Raw genomic sequence first — 21,528 nt, forward strand, 5'->3', positions numbered from 1 at the left:
TGAAACGGGGTCCTGCGGCGCCACCGTGGACCGATTGGGCGCGCCGTGGGCGCCTGGTACAGGCAGGCAAGTCCAGGCGCACTCGCCGCGGGGCAGCGGGCGGGAAATCGTTTCGGGCTATAATCTTTGGCTTCCGCCTTTTATGGCAACTGGCGAGCAAGGCTTTCGGGCGCTTGTTCATCGCTTGCCGGGCTGGTGGATGCATCGCACGGCGTGGGTCGGTTTCACCCGCGACCGCAAGTCAAAACCGGAAACCGTTGGTCTGCTTCGTGATTGATCGAAGGCAGCGGCGGCATTCCAAAACAAAGGAAATCGCCATGTCCGTGGCTGAAATGAAGAAGTCTGACATCGTCCAGGCACACGCTCGCGGCCCAGCCGACACCGGCTCGCCTGAAGTCCAGGTGGCCCTGCTGACCGCTCGCATCAACGAGCTGACTCCCCACTTCAAGACCCACGCGAAGGACCATCATGGCCGCCGCGGCCTGCTGAAGATGGTCAATTCGCGCAAGAGCCTGCTGGCCTACCTGAAGGCCAAGGACGCCGACCGTTACACCGCGCTGATCCAGAAGCTGGGCCTGCGCAAGTAATCTCCCATCAGTGACCAAGAGCCTGTCTGGAACCATCGCCAGCACAGGCTCTTTGTTTTTGGAGCCAACCGGAATCGGGGCATTGCTGTGTCATTCCAACAGGCGGCTGCAGTCCGCCGCCCGTTGGAATGGCATCCCGCCCGAAGCCGTCTGACTCCCGGTCCAAAAGTGCCGCCGAAAGTGCGCTCGTCCCTCCCAAGGAGACCAATAACATGAGTCTGTTCAACAAAGTCACCAAGACCTTCCAGTGGGGCCAACACCAGGTCATCATGGAAACCGGTGAAGTCGCCCGCCAGTCCACCGGCGCCGTGCTGGTCAACATCGAAGACACCGTGGTGCTCGCCACCGTGGTGGCCAAGAACGATCCGAAGCCGGGCCAGGATTTCTTCCCGCTGACCGTCGATTACATCGAGAAGACCTATGCCGCCGGCAAGATCCCGGGCAGCTTCTTCAAGCGCGAAGGCCGTCCGAGCGAACTCGAAACCCTGACCAGCCGCCTGATCGACCGTCCGATCCGCCCGCTGTTCCCGGAAGGCTTCTTCAACGAAGTCCAGGTCGTCATCCATGTGCTGAGCCTGAACCCTGAAGTCCAGGCCGACATTGCCGCGCTGATCGCCACCAGCGCCGCGCTGTCGATCTCCGGCATCCCGTTCAATGGCCCGATCGGCGCTGCGCGCGTGGGCTACATCAACGGCGAATACGTGCTGAACCCGGGTCAGACCCAGCTGACCGAGTCCAAGATGGACCTGGTCGTCGCGGGCACCGAAGCCGCCGTGCTGATGGTCGAGTCCGAAGCCGACCAACTGGCCGAAGACGTGATGCTGGGCGCCGTGGTGTTCGGCCACGAGCAAAGCCAGGTCGCGATCAACGCCATCCACGCGCTGGTGCGCGAAGCCGGCAAGCCGGTGTGGAACTGGCAAGCCCCGGCGAAGAACGAGCCGTTCATCGCCAAGATCAACGAACTGGCCGAAGGCCCGCTGCGCGCGGCCTACCAGATCCGCTCCAAGCAGGCCCGCACCCAGGCTTGCCGCGACGTCACCAGCAACGTGCTGGCTTCGCTGAAGGCCGAAGGCCTGGAGTTCGACAAGGTCGAAGTCGAAGGCCTGCTGTTCGAGATCGAAGCCCGCATCGTGCGCGGCCAGATCCTGGCCGGCGAGCCCCGCATCGACGGTCGCGACACCCGCACCGTGCGCGCCATCGAGATCCGCAACAGCGTGCTGCCGCGCGTGCACGGCTCTGCGCTGTTCACCCGGGGTGAAACCCAGGCGCTGGTCGCAGCCACGCTGGGCACCGAACGCGATTCGCAGACCATCGATGCGCTGGCTGGCGAGTACAGCGAACGCTTCATGCTGCACTACAACATGCCGCCGTTCGCCACTGGCGAAACCGGTCGCGTCGGCAGCCCGAAGCGCCGCGAGATCGGCCACGGCCGTCTGGCCAAGCGCGCCCTGGTTGCTGTGCTGCCGAACAAGGAAGACTTCCCGTACACCATCCGCGTGGTCTCGGAAATCACCGAGTCCAACGGCTCGTCGTCGATGGCTTCGGTCTGCGGCGGCTGCCTGTCGATGATGGACGCTGGCGTGCCGCTGAAGGCGCACGTGGCCGGCATCGCGATGGGCCTGATCAAGGACGGCAGCCGCTTCGCGGTGCTGACCGACATCCTGGGCGATGAGGATCATCTCGGCGACATGGACTTCAAGGTGGCCGGCACGACCACCGGCGTCACCGCGCTGCAGATGGACATCAAGATCCAGGGCATCACCAAGGAAATCATGCAGGTGGCATTGGCCCAGGCCAAGGAAGCTCGCATGCACATCCTGGGCAAGATGGTCGAAGCCATGGGCAGCGCCAAGACCGAACTGTCGGAATTCGCGCCGCGCCTGTACACGATGAAGATCAATCCGGAGAAGATCCGTGACGTGATCGGCAAGGGCGGCGCCACCATCCGTGCGCTGACCGAAGAGACCGGCTGCCAGATCAGCATCGAGGAAGACGGCACCATCACCATCGCCTCGACCGATGGCGACAAGGCGGCCTTCGCCAAGAAGCGCATCGAAGAGATCACGGCCGAAGCCGAAATCGGCAAGGTCTACGAAGGCGCGGTCACCAAGATCCTCGACTTCGGCGCGCTGATCAACATCCTGCCCGGCAAGGACGGCCTGCTGCACATCAGCCAGATCGCGCACCAGCGCGTCGAGAAGGTCACCGACTTCCTGACCGAAGGCCAGGTGGTCAAGGTCAAGGTGCTGGAGACCGACGAGAAGGGTCGCATCAAGCTGTCGATGAAGGCGCTGCAGGAGCGTCCGGAAGGCATGGAAGAGGAGCGCTTCGAACGTGCACCGCGCCGTGAATACGGTGACCGCCCGCCGCGCAGCGACCGTGGCGACCGGCCTGACCGTCCGCGCCGCGAGCGCGCCGAGCAGCGCCCGGATGCCGTGCCCGCCGAAGGCGGCGAGGGCGAGGCCCAGCAACAACAGCAGCAACAGCAGTAAGCCAAGGCTGATGCGCGCCATTGCGATCCAGGGCTTCGGCGGCCCGGAAGTGTTGGTCGAGACCACGCGTGTCGACCCGCAGCCGGCGGCTGGTGAATTGCTTGTGCGCGTCAGCGCATCGGGCATCAACCGGCCGGACGTGCTGCAACGCAAGGGCGCCTATGCGCCGCCTGCAGGTGCGTCCGACCTGCCGGGCCTGGAGATCGCGGGCACCATCGTCGGCGGCGACGCTGCCGAACTGGCCGCTGCTGGCTGGCACCTGGGCGACCGGGTCTGCGCGCTGGTGGCGGGTGGTGGTTATGCCGAGCTGTGCGTGGCGCCCATCGTGCAGTGCCTGCCTGTCCCGGCCGGCCTGGGCGACATCGAGGCGGCCACGCTGCCCGAGACCTTCTTCACCGTCTGGGCCAACGTGTTCGACCGGGCCGGTTTGCAACCAGGTGAAAGCCTGCTGGTGCAGGGCGGCACGAGCGGCATTGGCGTGACGGCGATCCAGCTGGCCAAGGCCATGGGTTCGACCGTGCTGGCAACGGCCGGCAGCGACGAGAAGTGCGCTGCGTGCCTGGAGCTCGGTGCCGACCATGCGATCAACTACCGCACGGCTGACTTCGCGGCCGAGGCGCGGCGCTTGACCGACGGCCGTGGCGTCGACGTGGTGCTGGACATGGTGGCGGGCGACTACGTGGCGCGAGAGATCAGCTGCCTGGCCGACGATGGTCGCATTGCGATCATCGCTGTGCAGGGTGGTGTGAAGGCCGAGTTCAATGCTGGCGCCTTGCTGAGCCGGCGCCTGACCATCACCGGCTCGACGCTGCGGCCGCGCTCGGTGGCCTTCAAGGGCCGCATTGCGGCGGCGCTGCGCGAACGCGTTTGGCCACTGATCGAGGCGGGGCATGTTCGACCCGTGATCGAAAAAGTGTTTCCGGCAGCCCAGGCGGCTGCGGCGCACGCGCTGATGGAGTCTGGTCAGCACGTGGGCAAGATCGTGTTGGACTGGTCGGCCTGAGGGCGGTCTGTCCCTGAGCAACTGAAAGACGAACACACAATGCGACGCAAACTCGTGGTGGGCAACTGGAAGATGCACGGCAGCCACCAGGCCAACGCCGAGCTGCTGGCAGGCATCACTGCCGCCCGGCCGTTTGGCTGCGACCTGGCGGTCTGCGTGCCGTTTCCGTACCTGTCCGAAACCGCAGTGACGCTGGCCGCCAGCGACCTTCGCTGGGGCGCGCAGGACTGCTCGGCGCATGCGCAGGGCGCCTACACTGGTGAGGTGTCGGCACCCATGCTGCGCGAGTTTGGTTGCCGCTACGTGATCGTTGGCCACTCCGAGCGCCGCGGCTACCACGCCGAAAGCGATCAGTTGGTGGCCGACAAGGCCAAGGCAGCGCTGGCGCATGGCATCACGCCCATCGTCTGCGTGGGCGAAACGCTGGCGCAGCGCGAGGCTGGCGAAACCGATGCGGTGGTCAAGCGCCAGTTGTCGGCCGTGATCCACACGCTGGGCCACTGCGCCGGCGAGATGGTCGTGGCCTACGAGCCTGTGTGGGCGATCGGCACCGGCCGGACCGCCTCGCCGGAGCAGGCGCAAGCGGTGCACGCACTGCTGCGTGCCCAGTTGCAGGCGGCCACGGCCCATGGCGACACCATGACGCTGCTGTATGGCGGCAGCGTCAAGCCGGACAACGCCAGCACCTTGTTCGGCCAGCCGGACATCGATGGCGGGCTGATTGGCGGCGCGGCGCTGAAGGCATCCGACTTCGTGGCCATTTGTCGAGCGGCGGGCTGATCCGGCGCAAGTCCGGCCCCCGCCAAGAAGATTCAAGTCATTCCTGGAGTTTTTCCCAAATGCATATCTGGTTGAACCTGTTGGTGGTGTTGCAGATGGTTGCGGCCATCGTGATGATCGGTCTGGTGCTGGTGCAGCACGGCAAGGGTGCCGACATGGGCGCGTCGTTCGGCTCCGGCGCGTCCGGCAGCCTGTTCGGCGCCACTGGCAGCGCGAACTTCCTGTCGCGCACCACGGCGGTCTGCGCCTCGGTCTTCTTTGTTGCCACGCTGGGCCTGGCCTTCATGTCCAACAGCGTGGGCCGTGCCGCCCCCACCGAAGGCACCAGTGTGCTGGAGCGCGCCGCGCCAGCTGCGCCGAGTGCACCGCAGATTCCAACCGGTGAATCTTCTGCGAGTGTGCCCGCCGCGGTGGCGCCGGCCAGCATGCCCGCCAGTGGCGCGAACTGACTTGGTGCGAAGCAGGCAAAAACCCTAGGAAGCCCTTTTATTTCGGGCTAGAATCCAAGGCTGGTCAGGGCGCTATTCCTCACGCGCAGTGACCAATGAACCTGGCCCTCCGAGAACCCGTGTTTCCTGTTCCGTGAGCCGAGTTCAGAAGAAGTTTCAGAGCTGCCGGACAAGCAGCGCCTGGCCTGGAAAGGCCGGGTGAGCAAGTCCGAAAGCTGCCGGTGGTGCGCAACAGACAGTTGACTGGCTGTTGGGTGCCGCGGTGACGAACAAGATGTGCCGACGTGGTGAAATTGGTAGACACGCTATCTTGAGGGGGTAGTGGCGAAAGCTGTGCGAGTTCGAGTCTCGCCGTCGGCACCAAGAAGTTTTTTCGGCAAGGCCTTCATCCGGCGCCTTGCCGGGCGCCCTGCTAAAACAGGGGACAAACTGGGCGCGTCAGGTTCTGCTTTCTGGTTCTCCAGAGGGTGAGGGCGGCGCGCTTTTTTGTTGCCGGATGAGACTTTTGATGACTGCTGGGAACCCGCCGACCATGGACCTGCAACCGTATTTGCCCGTCATCCTTTTCATTCTGGTCGGCGTCGGCGTCGGCGTTGCGCCGCAGCTGCTCGGCTTCCTCCTCGGGCCCAATCGCCCGGACGCGGAGAAAAACTCGCCCTACGAGTGCGGCTTCGAAGCCTTCGAAGACGCCCGCATGAAGTTCGATGTGCGCTACTACCTGGTGGCCATCCTCTTCATTCTTTTCGACCTGGAAATTGCCTTCCTGTTTCCGTGGGCGGTGTCGCTGCGTGACATCGGCGCGTCAGGCTTCTGGGCCATGATGGTCTTCCTGGCCATCCTGGTGGTGGGCTTTGCCTACGAATGGAAAAAAGGCGCCCTCGATTGGGAATGAGGGGCATCACCCCTGGCCAGTTATTTGGGGCAGGGCGCGTGGCGCCGCTGACCTCGCTGCGAGAGGCACACAAGCATGGGTATTGAAGGCGTTTTCAAAGAGGGCTTTGTCACCACTCAGGTGGACACCCTCATCAACTGGTCCAAGACCGGTTCCTTGTGGCCGATGACCTTTGGTCTGGCCTGCTGTGCGGTGGAGATGATGCACGCTGGCGCCGCCCGTTACGACATCGACCGCTTCGGCATGCTGTTCCGGCCCAGTCCGCGCCAGTCCGACCTGATGATCGTGGCCGGCACGCTGTGCAACAAGATGGCGCCAGCGCTGCGCAAGGTCTACGACCAGATGGCCGAACCACGCTGGGTGCTCTCGATGGGCTCCTGCGCCAACGGCGGCGGCTATTACCACTACAGCTATTCGGTGGTGCGCGGCTGCGATCGCATCGTGCCGGTCGACGTCTACGTGCCGGGCTGTCCGCCCACGGCCGAGGCGCTGCTCTACGGCATCCTGCAACTGCAGGCCAAGATCCGCCGCGAAAACACCATCGCCCGCTGAAGGCAGCAGGCAAGGCATCCCATGACGCAGAAACTCGATACCCTGCAAGCGGCGCTGGAATCGGTGCTGGGCGAGCGCATCGTGCGCCTCCAGCGCGAGCGCGGCGAACTCACCCTCACCGTCAAGGCGGCCGACTACGCCGACGTGGCCACCACGCTGCGCGACCATCCGCAGCTGAAGTTCGAACAACTCATCGACCTGTGCGGCCTGGACATGTCCTCGTACAAGGACATGCCCTGGGACGGCCTGCGCTACTGCACCGTCTCGCACCTGCTGTCGGTCACGCTGAACTGGCGTTTGCGCCTGAAGGTCTATGCGCCTGACGACGACGTGCCGGTGGTGGCTTCGTTGACGCCAGTGTGGAACTCGGCCAACTGGTTCGAGCGCGAGTCCTTCGACATGTACGGGATCATCTACGAAGGCCACGACGACCTGCGCCGCATCCTGACCGACTACGGCTTCATCGGCCACCCGATGCGCAAGGACTTCCCGGTGTCGGGCCATGTCGAGATGCGCTACGACGCCGAGAGCCGCCGCGTGATCTACCAGCCGGTCACGATCGAGCCGCGCGAGATCACGCCGCGCGTGATCCGTGAAGACAACTACGGCGGCCTGCACTGAGTCCGGGAACGTCATGGCAGAAATCAAGAACTACACCCTGAACTTCGGTCCGCAGCACCCGTCCGCGCACGGGGTGCTGCGCCTGGTGCTGGAGCTGGACGGCGAAGTCATCCAGCGCGCCGACCCGCACATCGGCCTGCTGCATCGCGCCACCGAGAAGCTGGCCGAGACCAAGACCTTCATCCAGTCGCTGCCCTACATGGACCGGCTGGACTACGTCTCGATGATGGCCAACGAGCATGCGTATTGCCTGGCCATCGAGAAGCTGATGGGCATAGCCGTGCCGGTCCGCGCGCAGTACATCCGCGTGATGTTCGACGAGATCACGCGGTTGCTGAACCACCTGATGTGGCTGGGTGCGCACGGCATGGACTGCGGTGCGATGAACATGCTGATCTACTGCTTCCGCGAGCGGGAAGATCTGTTCGACATGTACGAGGCCGTCTCCGGCGCCCGCATGCACGCGGCGTACTACCGGCCGGGCGGCGTCTACCGTGACCTGCCGGACAGCATGCCGCAGTACAAGGTCAGCAAGATCAAGAACGAGCGTGCCATCAAGGCGCTGAACGAGAACCGTCAAGGCTCGCTGCTCGACTTCATCGACGACTTCTGCAGGCGCTTCCCGAAGAACGTCGACGACTACGAGACCCTGCTGACCGACAACCGGATCTGGAAGCAACGCACGGTCGGCATTGGCATCGTCACGCCCGAGCGCGCAATGAACCTGGGCTTCTCCGGTCCGATGCTGCGTGGCTCCGGCATTGCCTGGGACCTTCGCAAGAAGCAGCCGTACGACGTCTACGCCAAGATGGATTTCGACATCCCCATCGGCGTCAATGGCGACACCTACGACCGCTACCTGGTGCGCGTGGCGGAGATGCGCCAGTCCAACCGCATCATCCAGCAGTGCGTGGAATGGTTGCGCAGGAACCCTGGCCCTGTCATCACCGACAACCACAAGGTGGCGCCGCCTTCTCGCCTGGACATGAAGTCCAGCATGGAGGAGTTGATCCACCACTTCAAGCTGTTCACCGAAGGCTTCCACGTGCCCGAAGGCGAAGCCTATGCGGCGGTGGAGCACCCCAAGGGCGAGTTCGGCATCTACCTGGTGAGCGACGGCGCCAACAAGCCGTACCGCCTGAAGATTCGCGCGCCCGGTTTCCCGCACCTGGCGGCGCTGGACGAAATGGCCCGTGGCCACATGATTGCCGACGCCGTCGCCGTGATCGGCACCATGGACATCGTGTTTGGCGAGATCGATCGATGATGACTGACACCGTCACCCACCAGACGCCTGCGGCTTCGCTGAGCGAAGCGACGCGGGCGCGATTTGCGCGTGAAGTCGCGAAGTACCCGAAGGAGCAGGCGCAGTCGGCCGTGATGGCCTGCCTGTCCATCGTGCAGCAGGAACAGGGCTGGGTTTCGACCGAGGCCGAGGCGGCGATCGCTGTCTACCTGGGCATGCCTGCCATGGCGGTGCACGAGGTCACGACCTTCTACAACATGTACAACCAGCAGCCGGTGGGGAAGTTCAAGCTGAACGTCTGCACCAACCTGCCGTGCCAACTGCGCAACGGCCAGGGCGCGTTGGAGCACCTGTGCAAGTCGCTGAACGTCGAGGACGGTGGCACCACCGCCGACGGCCTGTTCACCGTGGCCAAGTGCGAATGCCTTGGCGCCTGCGCCGACGCGCCGGTGATGCTGGTCAACGACCGGCAGATGCTGAGCTACATGAGCAACGACAAGCTCGACGAGATGGTTGCAATGATGCGCACCGAAGCTGGAAAGGCGGCCTGAACCATGGCACTCGATCTTTCCCGTTTCCAGACCACCGGCAACGCCACCTGCTTCCATGACCGCCACATCGGCGCCCAGATCTATGCCGGCCTGAACGGCAGCAACTGGGGCCTGGCCGACTACCAGGCGCGCGGCGGCTACCAGGCCCTGCGCAAGATCCTTGGCGTGGACGGCGGCGAGCCAATGACCCAGGACCAGGTGATCGCCGAGGTCAAGGGTTCCGGCCTGCGCGGCCGTGGCGGCGCGGGTTTCCCGACCGGCCTGAAGTGGAGTTTCATGCCTCGCGCGTTCCCGGGCCAGAAGTACTTGGTCTGCAACTCCGACGAGGGCGAGCCGGGGACCTGCAAGGACCGCGACATCCTGATGTACAACCCCCACATCGTCATCGAAGGCATGGCGATCGCCGCCTACGCGATGGGCATCTCGGTGGGCTACAACTACATCCACGGCGAGATCTTCGAGGTCTACGACCGCTTCGAAGCCGCGCTGGAAGAGGCCCGCGCTGCCGGCCTGCTGGGCGACAACATCCTGGGCAGCAAGCACAGCTTCCAACTGCATGCCTTCCATGGTTTTGGTGCCTACATCTGCGGCGAGGAAACCGCGCTGCTGGAGTCGCTCGAAGGCAAGAAGGGCCAGCCGCGCTTCAAGCCACCGTTCCCGGCCAGTTTCGGCCTGTACGGCAAGCCGACCACGATCAACAACACTGAGACCTTCGCGGCGGTGCCCTGGATCATCCGCAATGGCGGCCAGGCCTACCTCGAATGCGGCAAGCCGAACAACGGCGGCACCAAGATCTACTCAATGGTCGGCGACGTGGAACGTCCCGGCAACTACGAGATCCCGATGGGCACGCCGTTCTCCAAGCTGCTGGAGCTCGCCGGTGGCGTCAAGGGCGGCAAGAAGCTCAAGGCCGTGATCCCCGGTGGATCGTCGGCCCCGGTGCTGCCGGCCCACATCATGATGGAATGCACGATGGACTATGACTCCATCGCCAAGGCTGGCTCGATGCTGGGCTCGGGGGCCGTGATCGTGATGGACGAAACCCGCTGCATGGTCAAGAGCCTGGAACGCCTGGCCTACTTCTACGCCCATGAATCCTGCGGCCAGTGCACGCCGTGCCGCGAAGGCACGGGCTGGCTGCACCGCCTGGTCCACCGCGTGGAGCACGGCGAGGGCAGGGCCGACGACCTGGCGCTGCTGGACAACGTGGCCGAGAACATCATGGGCCGCACCATTTGCGCGCTCGGCGATGCGGCCGCCATGCCGGTGCGCGGCATGCTCAAGCACTTCCGGGACGAATTCGTCCACCACGTTGACCACAAGACCTGCACGGTCCCGTCCTACGTCTGACCGGGGCAAACCCAACATGCTCGAAATCGAACTCGACGGCAAGAAGGTCTCGGTGCCGGAAGGCAGCATGGTGATGCATGCAGCCGATGCTGCCGGCACCTACATCCCGCACTTCTGCTACCACAAGAAATTGTCCATCGCGGCCAACTGCCGCATGTGCCTGGTGGACGTGGAGAAGGCGCCCAAGCCGATGCCGGCCTGCGCCACGCCGGTCACGCAGGGCATGATCGTCCGCACCAAGAGCGACAAGGCCCTGAAGGCCCAGCGCTCGGTGATGGAGTTCCTGCTGATCAACCATCCGCTGGACTGCCCCATCTGCGACCAGGGCGGCGAATGCCAGCTGCAGGACCTGGCCGTCGGCTACGGCGGCTCTTCTTCGCGCTACGAGGAAGAAAAGCGCGTGGTCTTCCCGAAGGACGTGGGCCCGCTGGTCTCGATGCAGGAGATGAGCCGCTGCATCCACTGCACGCGCTGCGTGCGCTTTGGCCAGGAGGTGGCCGGCGTGATGGAGCTGGGCATGCAGCACCGCGGCGAACATTCGGAAATCACGACCTTCGTCGGCCAGACCATCGACTCCGAGCTGTCGGGCAACATGATCGACATCTGCCCGGTCGGCGCGCTGACCAGCAAGCCTTTCCGCTACAGCGCCCGGACCTGGGAACTGTCGCGCCGCAAGAGCGTCAGCCCGCATGACTCCACCGGTGCGAACCTGATCGTCCAGGTCAAGAACCACCAGGTGCTGCGCGTCGTGCCGCTGGAGAACGACGACGTCAACGAATGCTGGATCGCCGACCGCGACCGCTTCAGCTACGAGGCCGTCAACAGCCCGTCGCGCCTGACCACGCCGATGATCAAGCAAGGCGGCGAGTGGGTCAGCGTCGACTGGAACACCGCACTGGGTTATGTGGCCGACGGCCTGAAGCGCGTGAAGGGTGAGTTCGGCGTTGCCGGCATCGGCGCGCTGGGCTCGGCCCACAGCACCGTCGAGGAACTGCACCTGCTGGCCAAGCTGGTCCGCGGCCTGGGCAGCGACAACGTCGACCACCGCCTGCGCCACGCCGACTTCACGGCAGGCGAGGGCGCGCGCTGGCTTGGCGCCTCGATCGCCTCGCTGTCTTCGCTGGACCGCGTGCTGGTCGTCGGCTCGTTCCTGCGCAAGGACCATCCGCTGTTCGCGCAGCGCATCCGCCAAGCTGCGCGCCGCGGCGCCCAGGTCTTCAGCCTGAACGCCGTGCAAGACGACTGGGCGCTGGCACTGGCTGGCTGCCTGACCGCCGCGCCGGACGCCTGGGCCCAGTCGCTGGCCGACATCGCCGGCTACGTCGCCAGTGCGAATGGCGTGACGGCACCGGCCAACGCAATGGTCTCGGCCGAAGCCGAAGCCATCGCGCAAGCACTGCTGACCGGGTCGCAAAAAGCCATCCTGCTGGGCAACGCCGCCGCGCAGCATCCGCAGGCCGCGACGCTGCTGTCGCTGGCCAACTGGATTGCCACGCAGACGGGCGCCAGCGTCGGCTACCTGGGCGAAGCCGCGAACAGCGTCGGCGCGCAACTGGTGGGCGCGATGCCGCGCAACGGCGGCCTGAACGCCGGCCAGATGCTGTCGCAACCGATGAAGGCGCTGCTGCTGCTGAATGTCGAGCCGGTGCTGGACGCGGCGGATGCCGCCGCCGCCCGCGCTGCGATGCAGGCCTCCGGCCTGGTCGTCGCGCTGACGCCGTTCAAGGACGCTGCGGTCGACAACGCCGACGTGCTGCTGCCGATCGCGCCATTCACCGAAACCGCTGGCAGCTACGTCAATGCCGAAGGCCGCCTGCAGGCCTTCCACGGTGTGGTGAAGTCGCTGGGTGACAGCAGGCCGGGCTGGAAGGTGCTGCGCGTGCTGGGCAGCCTGCTGGGCCTGGACGGCTTCTCGCAGGAGACGGTCGAAGAAGTGCGCAATGAAGCGCTGGGCACGGTGGCTTCGCTGGCCGAGCGCCTGTCCAACGCCAGCAAGGCTTCCGCCACACCCCTCGCGCCTGCCGCGTCCGGCCTGCAGCGCCTGGCCGACGTGCCGATCTACAGCATCGACAGCCTGGTGCGCCGCGCTTCGTCGTTGCAGCTGACGGCTGACGCGAAGCCGCCGGTTGCCAGCCTGCCAGCCGTGCTGTGGGCCGAGCTCGGCCTGCGCGACGGTGCCAAGGTGCGCGTGACGCAGGGCGGCGCCTCGGTGCTGCTGCCCGCCAAGCTGGATGCCAGCCTCGCCGCGGGCACGGTGCGCGTGCCGGCAGGCCATCCGGACACGGCCGGCCTCGGCGCGATGTTCGGCTCCCTCACGGTCGCCGCGGCCTGAAAGCCACGCAGGAACCAACGCTCATGATCGACAACTTCAACCAAGCCGGACTGGCGCTGATGGGCGGCGTGCTCTGGCCCATCGTCTGGTCCCTGATCAAGATCATCGTGGTGATGCTGCCGCTGCTCGGCTGCGTCGCCTACCTGACGCTGTGGGAGCGCAAGGCCATCGGCTGGACCCAGATCCGTCCAGGCCCGAACCGCGTGGGCCCGTTCGGCCTGCTCACGCCGATTGCCGATGCGGTCAAGCTGATCTTCAAGGAAATCATCCGCCCGACGGCGGCCAGCAAGGGCCTGTTCTTCATCGGCCCCATCATGACCATCATGCCGGCGCTGGCCGCATGGGCTGTCGTGCCGTTCGGCCCTGAAGTGGTGCTGGCAGACGTCAACGCCGGCCTGCTGTTCCTGATGGCCATCACCTCGATGGAAGTCTATGGCGTGATCATCGCCGGCTGGGCTTCGAACTCGAAGTACGCCTTCCTCGGTGCGCTGCGCGCGTCGGCGCAGATGGTGTCCTACGAAATCGCGATGGGCTTTGCGCTGGTCATCGTGCTGATGGTGTCGGGCAGCCTGAACATGACCGACATCGTGATGCAGCAGGGCCGTGGCCGCATGGCGGACATGGGTGTCGGCTTCCTGTCGTGGAACTGGCTGCCGCTGCTGCCGGTGTTCTTCGTGTACTTCATCTCCGGCCTGGCCGAGACCAACCGCCACCCGTTCGACGTGGTCGAAGGCGAGTCGGAAATTGTTGCCGGCCACATGATCGAATACTCCGGCATGTCGTTCGCGATGTTCTTCCTGGCGGAATACGCGAACATGATCCTGGTCTCGATGCTGACCGTGCTGCTGTTCCTTGGCGGCTGGCTGAGCCCGGTGAGCTTCCTGCCGAACGGCTGGGGCTGGCTGGCCGTGAAGGTCTTCGTGGTCGTCACGATGTTCCTCTGGGTCCGCTCCACTTTCCCGCGCTTCCGCTACGACCAGATCATGCGTCTGGGCTGGAAGATCTTCATCCCTGTCACGCTGGTGTGGCTGGTCGTCGTGGGTCTGTGGATCCAGTCGCCGCTGAACATCTGGCCATAAGGGGAGCGAGCACACATGTCTACTTTTGCTGCCATCAAGGACCTCTTCACCAGCTTCCTGCTGCTGGAGTTGTGGAAGGGCTTGGCCGTCACCGGCCGGCACTTCTTCTCGCGCAACATCACCATCCAGTTCCCAGAGGAAAAGACGCCGGCTTCGCCGCGTTTCCGCGGCCTGCATGCGCTGCGCCGCTATGAGAACGGCGAAGAGCGCTGCATTGCCTGCAAGCTCTGCGAAGCCGTCTGCCCTGCGCTGGCCATCACCATCGAGTCCGACGTGCGGGACGACGGCAGCCGCCGCACCACGCGCTACGACATCGACCTGACCAAGTGCATTTTCTGCGGCTTCTGCGAAGAGAGCTGCCCGGTGGACTCGATCGTTGAGACCCACATTTTCGAATACCACGGCGAAAAGCGCGGCGACCTGTACTTCACCAAGGACATGCTGCTGGCCGTGGGCGACCGCTACGAAAAAGAGATCGCCGCCAACAAGGAGGCCGACGCCAAGTACCGCTGAACCACGCGGCCGGTTCCTGCCGGCCAGCGGGTTCGGCGTGCCCTTCCGGCGCGCAACAACATGAACACCACCTCCGCCCTGTTCTACCTCTTCTCAGCCGTGCTGCTGGTGTCGGCCTTCATGGTCATCACCGCACGCAGCACCGTGCATTCCGCGCTCTACCTGGTGCTGGCCTTCTTCAACGCCTCGTGCGTGTGGATGCTGCTGCGCGCCGAGTTCCTGGCCATCACGCTGGTGCTGGTCTACGTCGGCGCCGTGATGGTGCTGTTCCTCTTCGTGGTGATGATGCTGGACATCAGCACCGACAAGTTGCGAGAAGGCTTCTGGAGCCACTTCCCGCTGGCCGGTTTTGTCGGCGTGCTGATCGCGCTCGAGATGTACCTGGTGATGAAGAGCGGCTTCAACCTGCCGGCCGCCAGGGCCATGCCGGAAGCCGTGATGAAGCTGGGCAACACCCGCGCGTTGGGCGTCGAGATCTACACCCAGTACCTCTACCCGCTGCAGGTCGCCGCAGTGCTGCTGCTGGTGGCCATGATCGCCGCCATTGCGCTGACCATGCGCCAGCGCAAGGACAGCCGCTCGCAGAACCCGTCGGAGCAGGTGCGCGCCAAGGCGGCCGACCGCTTCCGCATCGTCAAGATGGACCCGGTGATCGAAGCGCCTTCGGTTCCGAAGACGCCTGAAGGAGACAAGGCATGAGCGCCGGCATCACGCTGTACCACTACTTGACGCTGGGCGGCTTCCTGTTCGCGCTGTCGGTCGTCGGCATCTTCATGAACCGCCGCAACCTGATCGTGCTGCTGATGGCCATCGAGCTGATGCTGCTGGCGGTGAACATGAACTTCGTCGCCTTCTCGCACTACCTCGGCAACATGGACGGCCAGGTGTTCGTGTTCTTCATCCTCACTGTCGCGGCGGCCGAGTCGGCCATCGGCCTGGCCATCCTGGTCGTGCTGTTCCGCAACCGCTCCACCATCGCGGTGGACGAACTGGACACCCTGAAGGGTTGAGTCGCACCACGGAGTCCAGAAGAACATGTCAACACAACTCTCCCAGAACCTGCTGCTCGCGGTGCCCCTGGCCCCACTGGTCGGCTCCATCATCGCCGGCCTGTTCGGCAAGGCCGTCGGCCGGCGTGGCTCGCACGTCCTGACCATCCTCGGCGTGCTGGTTGCCTTCCTGATCTCTGCCAGCGTGCTGAAGTCGGTGGCCATCGACGGTGCCCGCTTCAACGCCACGATCTACGAGTGGATGAACGTCGGCGGCCTGAAGATGGAAGTCGGCTTCCTGATCGACGGCCTGACCGCGATGATGATGTGCGTCGTGACCTTCGTGTCGCTGATGGTGCACATCTACACCATCGGCTACATGGAAGAGGATCCGGGCTACCAGCGCTTCTTCTCGTACATCTCGCTGTTCACCTTCTCGATGCTCATGCTGGTCATGAGCAACAACTTCCTGCAGCTGTTCTTCGGCTGGGAAGCGGTGGGCCTGGTGTCGTACCTGCTGATCGGCTTCTGGTTCAAGAAGCCGACGGCGGTGTTTGCGAACATGAAGGCCTTCCTGGTCAACCGCGTCGGCGACTTCGGCTTCATCCTGGGCATCGGCCTGCTGCTAGCCTATGGCGGCTCGCTGAACTATGCCGAGGTGTTTGCCAAGTCCGGCGAGTTGGCCAAGCTGGGCTTCCCGGGCACTGACTGGGGCATGCTCACGGTGGCCTGCATCTGCCTGTTCATCGGTGCGATGGGCAAGTCGGCGCAGTTCCCGCTGCACGTCTGGCTGCCGGACTCGATGGAAGGCCCGACACCGATCTCGGCGCTGATCCACGCGGCCACGATGGTGACCGCCGGCATCTTCATGGTCACCCGCATGTCGCCGCTGTTCGAACTGTCTGACACGGCGCTGAACTTCGTGCTGGTCATCGGCTCGATCACCGCGCTGTTCATGGGCTTCCTGGGCATCATCCAGACCGACATCAAGCGCGTCGTTGCGTACTCCACGCTGTCGCAGCTGGGCTACATGACCGTGGCGCTGGGCGTCTCGGCCTACAACGTGGCCGTCTTCCACCTGATGACGCATGCCTTCTTCAAAGCGCTGCTGTTCCTCGGCGCCGGCTCGGTCATCATCGGCATGCACCATGACCAGGACATCCGCAACATGGGCGGCCTGCGCAAGTACATGCCCATCACCTGGATCACCTCGCTGCTGGGTTCGCTGGCGCTGATCGGCACGCCGTTCTTCGCGGGCTTCTACTCGAAAGACTCGATCATCGAGGCCGTTCACGCCAGCCACTTGCCGGGTGCCGGGTTCGCCAGCTTCGCGGTCACCGCGGGCGTGTTCGTCACGGCGTTCTACAGCTTCCGGATGTATTTCCTCGTCTTCCACGGCAAGGAGCACTTCCACCACAAGCCCTTCCCGGGCGAGCACGACGAGCCCGACACGACGCACGCTGACCATGAGGACGACCATGGCCACGCGCATGCGCACACACCGCATGAGTCGCCGTGGGTCGTCACCGCGCCGCTGGTGCTGCTGGCCATCCCCTCGGTGGTGATCGGCTGGCTGACCATCCAGCCGATGCTGTACGGCGACTTCCTGAAGGATGCGATCTTCGTGAACCCCGAGGCGCACCATGCGATGGAATCGCTGGCCGAGGAATTCCACGGTGCGGCGGCGATGGGCGTGCATGCCTTCACCTCGCTGCCGTTCTGGCTGGCGCTGGCCGGTGTCGTCACCGCCTATGTGTTCTACATGGTCAGCCCGAGCATCCCGGCGGCGATCGGCCGGGCGCTGTCGCCGGTCATCCGCGTGCTGGAGAACAAGTACTACATGGACTGGTTCAACGAGAACGTGCTGGCCGCAGGCGCCCGCCTTCTCGGCGTGGGCCTGTGGAAGGGCGGCGACATCGCGCTGATCGACGGTGTGCTGGTCAACGGCTCGGCGCGTGCGGTGGGCGGTTTTGCCTCGGTCGTGCGCACGGTGCAAACGGGCTACCTTTCCTGGTATGCCCTGGTGATGGTCCTGGGCGTCTTCGGTCTGATGACCTGGCAGCTGTGGCCCTATCTGATGAGCCTGATCGGCCATTGAACGAGGGCGGAGAACAAGAATGGGTCTTTTGAGCGTTGCCATCTGGCTGCCGATTGCTTTCGGCGCCTTGTTGTTGGCTGTGGGGCGGGAGCAGAACGCCAATGCGGCGCGTTGGATCGCGCTGGTCGGTGCGGTCCTGAGTTTCCTGGTCACGCTGCCGCTGATCACAGGGTTCGACACCGGCACTGCGGCGATGCAGTTCGTCGAGAACGCCAGCTGGATCGAGCGTTTCCATGTTCGCTACCACCTGGGCGTCGACGGCCTGTCGGTCTGGTTCGTGCTGCTGACGGCTTTCATCACCATCATCGTGGTGATCGCCGCCTGGGAGGTCATCACCGAACGCGCGCACCAGTACCTCGGTGCGTTCCTGATCCTGTCCGGCCTGATGGTCGGCGTGTTCAGTGCGATGGATGGCTTGCTGTTCTACGTGTTCTTCGAGGCCACGCTGATCCCGATGTACATCATCATCGGCATCTGGGGCGGTCCGCGGCGCGTCTATGCAGCCTTCAAGTTCTTCCTGTACACGCTGCTCGGTTCGCTGCTGATGCTGATCGCGCTGACCTACCTGTACTTCCAGTCGGGTGGCAGCTTCGAGATTCAGCAATGGCACAAGCTGCCGCTGCCGATGGACGCGCAGACGCTGCTGTTCTTCGCCTTCTTCGCGGCCTTCTCGGTCAAGGTGCCGATGTGGCCGGTGCACACCTGGCTGCCGGACGCCCACGTGGAAGCGCCGACCGGGGGTTCCGTGGTGCTGGCCGCCATCATGCTGAAGCTGGGCGCCTACGGCTTCCTGCGCTTCTCGCTGCCCATCGCCCCCGACGCAGCGCACCACTTCTCGTGGCTGATGATCGCGCTGTCGCTGATCGCGGTGATCTACATCGGCCTGGTGGCGATGGTTCAGCAGGACATGAAGAAGCTGGTCGCCTATTCGTCGATCGCCCACATGGGCTTCGTCACGCTGGGCTTCTTCATCTTCAACGAGCTGGGGGTCTCCGGCGCCATCGTGCAGATGATCTCGCACGGCTTCGTCTCCGGCGCGATGTTCCTGTGCATCGGCGTGCTGTATGACCGTGTGCACTCGCGTGAGATCGCGGCCTATGGCGGCGTGGTCAACACGATGCCGAAGTTCGCCGCCTTTGCGCTGCTGTTCGCGATGGCCAATTGCGGTCTGCCGGGCACCGCGGGCTTCATTGGCGAGTGGATGGTGATCCTGGGCGCCGTGGGCTTCAATTTCTGGATCGGCGCGCTGTCGGCCACGGCGCTGATCTTCGGCGCGGCCTACACGCTGTGGATGTACAAGCGCGTCTACTTCGGCGAAGTGGCCAACGACCATGTGCGCGAACTGACCGACATCAACGCGCGCGAATTCCTGATGCTGGGGCTGCTGGCCGTGGCCGTGCTGGCCATGGGCCTGTACCCCAAGCCCTTCACCGACGTGATGCATGTCTCCGTGACCGAGCTGCTCAAGCACGTGGCTGTCTCGAAACTGCCTTGATGCGCCGGGAATGCACACCATGACTCAAATGAACTGGCTCGTCGTCTACCCTGAAATCCTGCTGCTGATCGCGGCTTGCGTGGTCGCACTGGTGGACCTCGGCGTCACCGAGCCGCGCCGGCGGCTGACCTTCTGGCTGACCCAGGCCTCGCTGGCCGGCGTGGCCGTGATGCATGCCTTGGCGCTGAAGAGCGGCCTGGGCACTGAAGGCGCGGCGGCTTCGGTCTATGCGATGCAGGGCCTCGTCGTGTCCGACCCGATGGGGCACCTGCTGGCCCTGTGCGCGGCGCTGGCCATGATGCTGACCATTGCCTACGCCCAGCCCTACAACGGCCCGCGCGAACTCCTGAAAGGCGAGTTCTTCACGCTGTCGATGTTCGTGCTGCTGGGCATCTCGGTGATGATTTCGGCCAACAACTTCCTGGTCATCTACGTCGGCCTGGAGCTGATGAGCCTGTCGCTGTATGCGCTGGCGGCCTTGCGCCGGGACCATGGCGTGTCCACCGAAGCCGCGATGAAGTACTTCGTGCTGGGCGCGTTGGCCAGCGGTTTCCTGCTGTACGGCATGTCGATGATGTACGGCGCCACCGGCTCGTTGCAGATCGATGAAGTCTTCGACGTCATCAGCAAGGGCGGCGTCAACCCGACCGTGTTGACCTTTGGCGTGGTGTTCATCGTCGCCGGCCTGGCGTTCAAGCTGGGGGTCGTGCCGTTCCACATGTGGGTGCCGGACGTCTACCAGGGCACGCCAACCTCGGTCACGCTGCTGATCAGCGGCGCGCCCAAGCTGGCAGCGTTCGCGATCACGCTGCGCCTGCTTGTCGAGGGCCTGAGCGGCCTGGCGCAGGACTGGCAGGAGATGCTGATCGTGCTGTCGGTGCTGTCGATGGCGCTGGGCAACCTGGCTGCAGTGGCGCAGACCAACCTGAAGCGCATGCTGGCCTATTCGGCCATCGCGCAGCTGGGCTTCATGCTGCTGGGCTTCACGCCCACGGTGATCCAGGGCGACACCGCCTCGGCCGCCAACGGCTACAGCTCGGCACTGTTCTACATCATCACCTACGTGATGACGACGCTGGCGACCTTCGGCTTGATCATGTTCCTGAGCCGTCAGGGCTTCGAGAGCGAAGAGGTGAGCGATCTGGCCGGTCTGGCCAGGCGCAACCCCTGGCTGGCAGGCGTGATGACGGTGCTGATGTTCTCGCTGGCCGGTGTGCCGCCGATGGTCGGCTTCTATGCCAAGTTCGCGGTGGTCCAGGCGCTTGTCAGCACCAACGTGGCCGGCTACATCGTGCTGGCCATCGTTGCGGTGCTGCTGTCGCTGATCGGCGCGTTCTACTACCTGCGCATCGTCAAGGTCATGTTCTTCGACCCGCCTAAGGACGCGACGCCCGTCGCCTCGCAAGGCGGCGTGGGTGTGCTGCTGGCTTGCAATGGCGCCGCGGCGCTGCTGCTGGGCCTTTTGCCGGACGGCCTGATGGGCTTGTGCCGCGACGTGATCCTGGCCGCGCTGGCCGGGTGACCGACGACGGTCGATGACACAGGCTGCGGCTGTCTGGCTGGTGCTGGTGGTGGCCATCGTCGCCGCCAACCTGCCGTTTTTCAGCGAGCGCCTGCTGGTCGTCGGCCCGCGGCGCGCGCCCAAGGCGTTTGCCTGGCGCTTGCTGGAGCTGCTGATCCTGTGGGGCCTGACGCTGGCGCTTGGCTTTGCGCTTGAAGCGCAGCTCGGGCAACGTTCGCCGCAGCAGTGGGAGTTTTTCGTCGCCACCGGCTGCCTGTTCCTGACGCTGGCCTCGCCAGGCTTTGTCTGGCGCCAGCTGCGCAAGCCGGCCAAGCCTGCGTTCCAGACCGCCAAGGAGCTGCATGATGGCATCGTCTGACAAGCCGCAAGGCCAGGCATCAGACGCAGCCGAGGCACACCTGGTCGAGCGCACCGTGTCGAGCAAACAGGCTTACCTCGGCCACTTCCTCGACGTTCGTGCCGACAAGATCGCGCTGCCCGATGGCGGCGAGGCCTCGCGCGAATACATCGTGCACCCTGGCGCTGTGGTCATCGTGCCGATGCTGGACGACGGCCGGCTGGTGTTGGAGCGTCAGTACCGCTACCCGCTGCAGCAGGTGCTGCTGGAATTCCCGGCCGGCAAGCTGGACCCGGGCGAGTCGCGTGCTGTCGCTGCGATGCGCGAGCTGGCTGAGGAAACCGGTTACCGCGCGGCCGAATGGGCCTGCGCTGGCGTGCTGCACAACGCGGCCGCCTATTCCAACGAATTCATCGAGATCTGGTTCGCCCGCGGCCTGACGCCGGGCGAGCGCCAGCTGGACCATGGCGAGCTGATCGACCTGTGCCTGATGCAGGAATCCGAGCTGGACGCCCTGGCGGCCCGCGGTGAGCTGACCGACGCCAAGACGCTGATCTGCCTGTTGTGGTTGCAAAAGTGGCGTTCCGGCCAATGGACTTTGGACTGGCAGGCTGCTGCGCAGTTGGGCAACTGCCCATAA

The 21,528-nt window shown here is 64.7% G+C and carries 21 protein-coding genes and 1 tRNA gene; all 22 read left to right on the forward strand.

The window, feature by feature from the left end; all coding sequences use genetic code 11:
- Positions 1 to 317: 317 nt before the first annotated feature.
- The 22 genes from rpsO (at position 318) to ACAH41_RS20020 (ending at position 21,528) form a co-directional block, all read left to right on the forward strand.
- Positions 318 to 587, forward strand: coding sequence for a 30S ribosomal protein S15 (gene rpsO / locus ACAH41_RS19915; protein WP_325651551.1), 270 nt, complete (start codon positions 318 to 320; stop codon positions 585 to 587).
- Between the two features lie 212 nt (positions 588 to 799).
- Entirely contained in the window at positions 800 to 3,079 is a 2,280-nt protein-coding gene (gene pnp / locus ACAH41_RS19920; protein ID WP_325651549.1) for a polyribonucleotide nucleotidyltransferase, read from the forward strand.
- A 10-nt stretch (positions 3,080 to 3,089) separates the two neighbouring features.
- Positions 3,090 to 4,082 (forward strand): NAD(P)H-quinone oxidoreductase, encoded by a 993-nt coding sequence (locus ACAH41_RS19925; protein WP_325651547.1) that lies wholly within the window; start codon positions 3,090 to 3,092, stop codon positions 4,080 to 4,082.
- A 39-nt stretch (positions 4,083 to 4,121) separates the two neighbouring features.
- The gene (tpiA, locus tag ACAH41_RS19930; protein ID WP_325651545.1) at positions 4,122 to 4,862 is read left to right on the forward strand and encodes a triose-phosphate isomerase; all 741 of its coding nucleotides are present in this window, start codon (positions 4,122 to 4,124) and stop codon (positions 4,860 to 4,862) included.
- Between the two features lie 59 nt (positions 4,863 to 4,921).
- Positions 4,922 to 5,311: a preprotein translocase subunit SecG gene (gene secG, locus ACAH41_RS19935; RefSeq protein WP_325651543.1), complete on the forward strand. Its 390-nt coding sequence runs from the start codon at positions 4,922 to 4,924 to the stop codon at positions 5,309 to 5,311.
- Between the two features lie 278 nt (positions 5,312 to 5,589).
- Positions 5,590 to 5,674: transfer RNA gene (locus ACAH41_RS19940), tRNA-Leu, on the forward strand.
- A gap of 169 nt (positions 5,675 to 5,843) precedes the next feature.
- On the forward strand, positions 5,844 to 6,203 hold the full coding sequence (locus tag ACAH41_RS19945) for an NADH-quinone oxidoreductase subunit A (protein WP_325651541.1): 360 nt from the start codon (positions 5,844 to 5,846) through the stop codon (positions 6,201 to 6,203).
- Positions 6,204 to 6,278: 75 nt separating this feature from the next.
- The gene (locus ACAH41_RS19950; protein WP_325651539.1) at positions 6,279 to 6,755 is read left to right on the forward strand and encodes an NADH-quinone oxidoreductase subunit B family protein; all 477 of its coding nucleotides are present in this window, start codon (positions 6,279 to 6,281) and stop codon (positions 6,753 to 6,755) included.
- 21 nt (positions 6,756 to 6,776) lie between these two features.
- Positions 6,777 to 7,376 (forward strand): NADH-quinone oxidoreductase subunit C, encoded by a 600-nt coding sequence (locus tag ACAH41_RS19955; protein WP_325651537.1) that lies wholly within the window; start codon positions 6,777 to 6,779, stop codon positions 7,374 to 7,376.
- A gap of 13 nt (positions 7,377 to 7,389) precedes the next feature.
- A complete protein-coding gene (locus tag ACAH41_RS19960) occupies positions 7,390 to 8,643 on the forward strand; it encodes an NADH-quinone oxidoreductase subunit D (protein WP_325651536.1) in 1,254 nt (417 codons plus the stop codon).
- Positions 8,640 to 9,173, forward strand: coding sequence for an NADH-quinone oxidoreductase subunit NuoE (gene nuoE / locus ACAH41_RS19965; protein WP_370538430.1), 534 nt, complete (start codon positions 8,640 to 8,642; stop codon positions 9,171 to 9,173). The genes ACAH41_RS19960 and nuoE overlap by 4 nt, the downstream gene beginning before the upstream one ends.
- Positions 9,174 to 9,176: 3 nt before the next feature.
- Positions 9,177 to 10,523 (forward strand): NADH-quinone oxidoreductase subunit NuoF, encoded by a 1,347-nt coding sequence (gene nuoF / locus ACAH41_RS19970; protein ID WP_325651535.1) that lies wholly within the window; start codon positions 9,177 to 9,179, stop codon positions 10,521 to 10,523.
- Between the two features lie 16 nt (positions 10,524 to 10,539).
- Positions 10,540 to 12,855: an NADH-quinone oxidoreductase subunit NuoG gene (nuoG, locus tag ACAH41_RS19975; protein WP_370538431.1), complete on the forward strand. Its 2,316-nt coding sequence runs from the start codon at positions 10,540 to 10,542 to the stop codon at positions 12,853 to 12,855.
- Positions 12,856 to 12,878: 23 nt separating this feature from the next.
- A complete protein-coding gene (gene nuoH / locus ACAH41_RS19980; RefSeq protein ID WP_141285357.1) occupies positions 12,879 to 13,934 on the forward strand; it encodes an NADH-quinone oxidoreductase subunit NuoH in 1,056 nt (351 codons plus the stop codon).
- Between the two features lie 15 nt (positions 13,935 to 13,949).
- Positions 13,950 to 14,447, forward strand: coding sequence for an NADH-quinone oxidoreductase subunit NuoI (gene nuoI / locus ACAH41_RS19985; RefSeq protein ID WP_325655542.1), 498 nt, complete (start codon positions 13,950 to 13,952; stop codon positions 14,445 to 14,447).
- Positions 14,448 to 14,507: 60 nt separating this feature from the next.
- The gene (locus tag ACAH41_RS19990) at positions 14,508 to 15,146 is read left to right on the forward strand and encodes an NADH-quinone oxidoreductase subunit J (protein ID WP_325655543.1); all 639 of its coding nucleotides are present in this window, start codon (positions 14,508 to 14,510) and stop codon (positions 15,144 to 15,146) included.
- Entirely contained in the window at positions 15,143 to 15,457 is a 315-nt protein-coding gene (gene nuoK, locus ACAH41_RS19995) for an NADH-quinone oxidoreductase subunit NuoK (RefSeq protein ID WP_141285363.1), read from the forward strand. The genes ACAH41_RS19990 and nuoK overlap by 4 nt, the downstream gene beginning before the upstream one ends.
- A 25-nt stretch (positions 15,458 to 15,482) precedes the next feature.
- Entirely contained in the window at positions 15,483 to 17,534 is a 2,052-nt protein-coding gene (gene nuoL / locus ACAH41_RS20000; protein WP_325655544.1) for an NADH-quinone oxidoreductase subunit L, read from the forward strand.
- A gap of 19 nt (positions 17,535 to 17,553) precedes the next feature.
- Positions 17,554 to 19,029: an NADH-quinone oxidoreductase subunit M gene (locus ACAH41_RS20005; RefSeq protein WP_325655545.1), complete on the forward strand. Its 1,476-nt coding sequence runs from the start codon at positions 17,554 to 17,556 to the stop codon at positions 19,027 to 19,029.
- A 19-nt stretch (positions 19,030 to 19,048) separates the two neighbouring features.
- A complete protein-coding gene (nuoN, locus tag ACAH41_RS20010; RefSeq protein ID WP_325655546.1) occupies positions 19,049 to 20,551 on the forward strand; it encodes an NADH-quinone oxidoreductase subunit NuoN in 1,503 nt (500 codons plus the stop codon).
- A gap of 13 nt (positions 20,552 to 20,564) precedes the next feature.
- Positions 20,565 to 20,909 carry a DUF2818 family protein gene (locus tag ACAH41_RS20015; RefSeq protein ID WP_325655547.1) on the forward strand — a complete coding sequence of 115 codons (345 nt, stop codon included), beginning with the start codon at positions 20,565 to 20,567 and terminating at the stop codon, positions 20,907 to 20,909.
- Positions 20,896 to 21,528, forward strand: a complete 633-nt coding sequence (locus ACAH41_RS20020; RefSeq protein WP_325655548.1) for an NUDIX hydrolase — start codon at positions 20,896 to 20,898, stop codon at positions 21,526 to 21,528. The genes ACAH41_RS20015 and ACAH41_RS20020 overlap by 14 nt, the downstream gene beginning before the upstream one ends.

Origin of the sequence: Ideonella sp., assembly GCF_041287625.1 — a bacterium.
Classification (GTDB): Bacteria; Pseudomonadota; Gammaproteobacteria; order Burkholderiales; family Burkholderiaceae_C; genus Ideonella.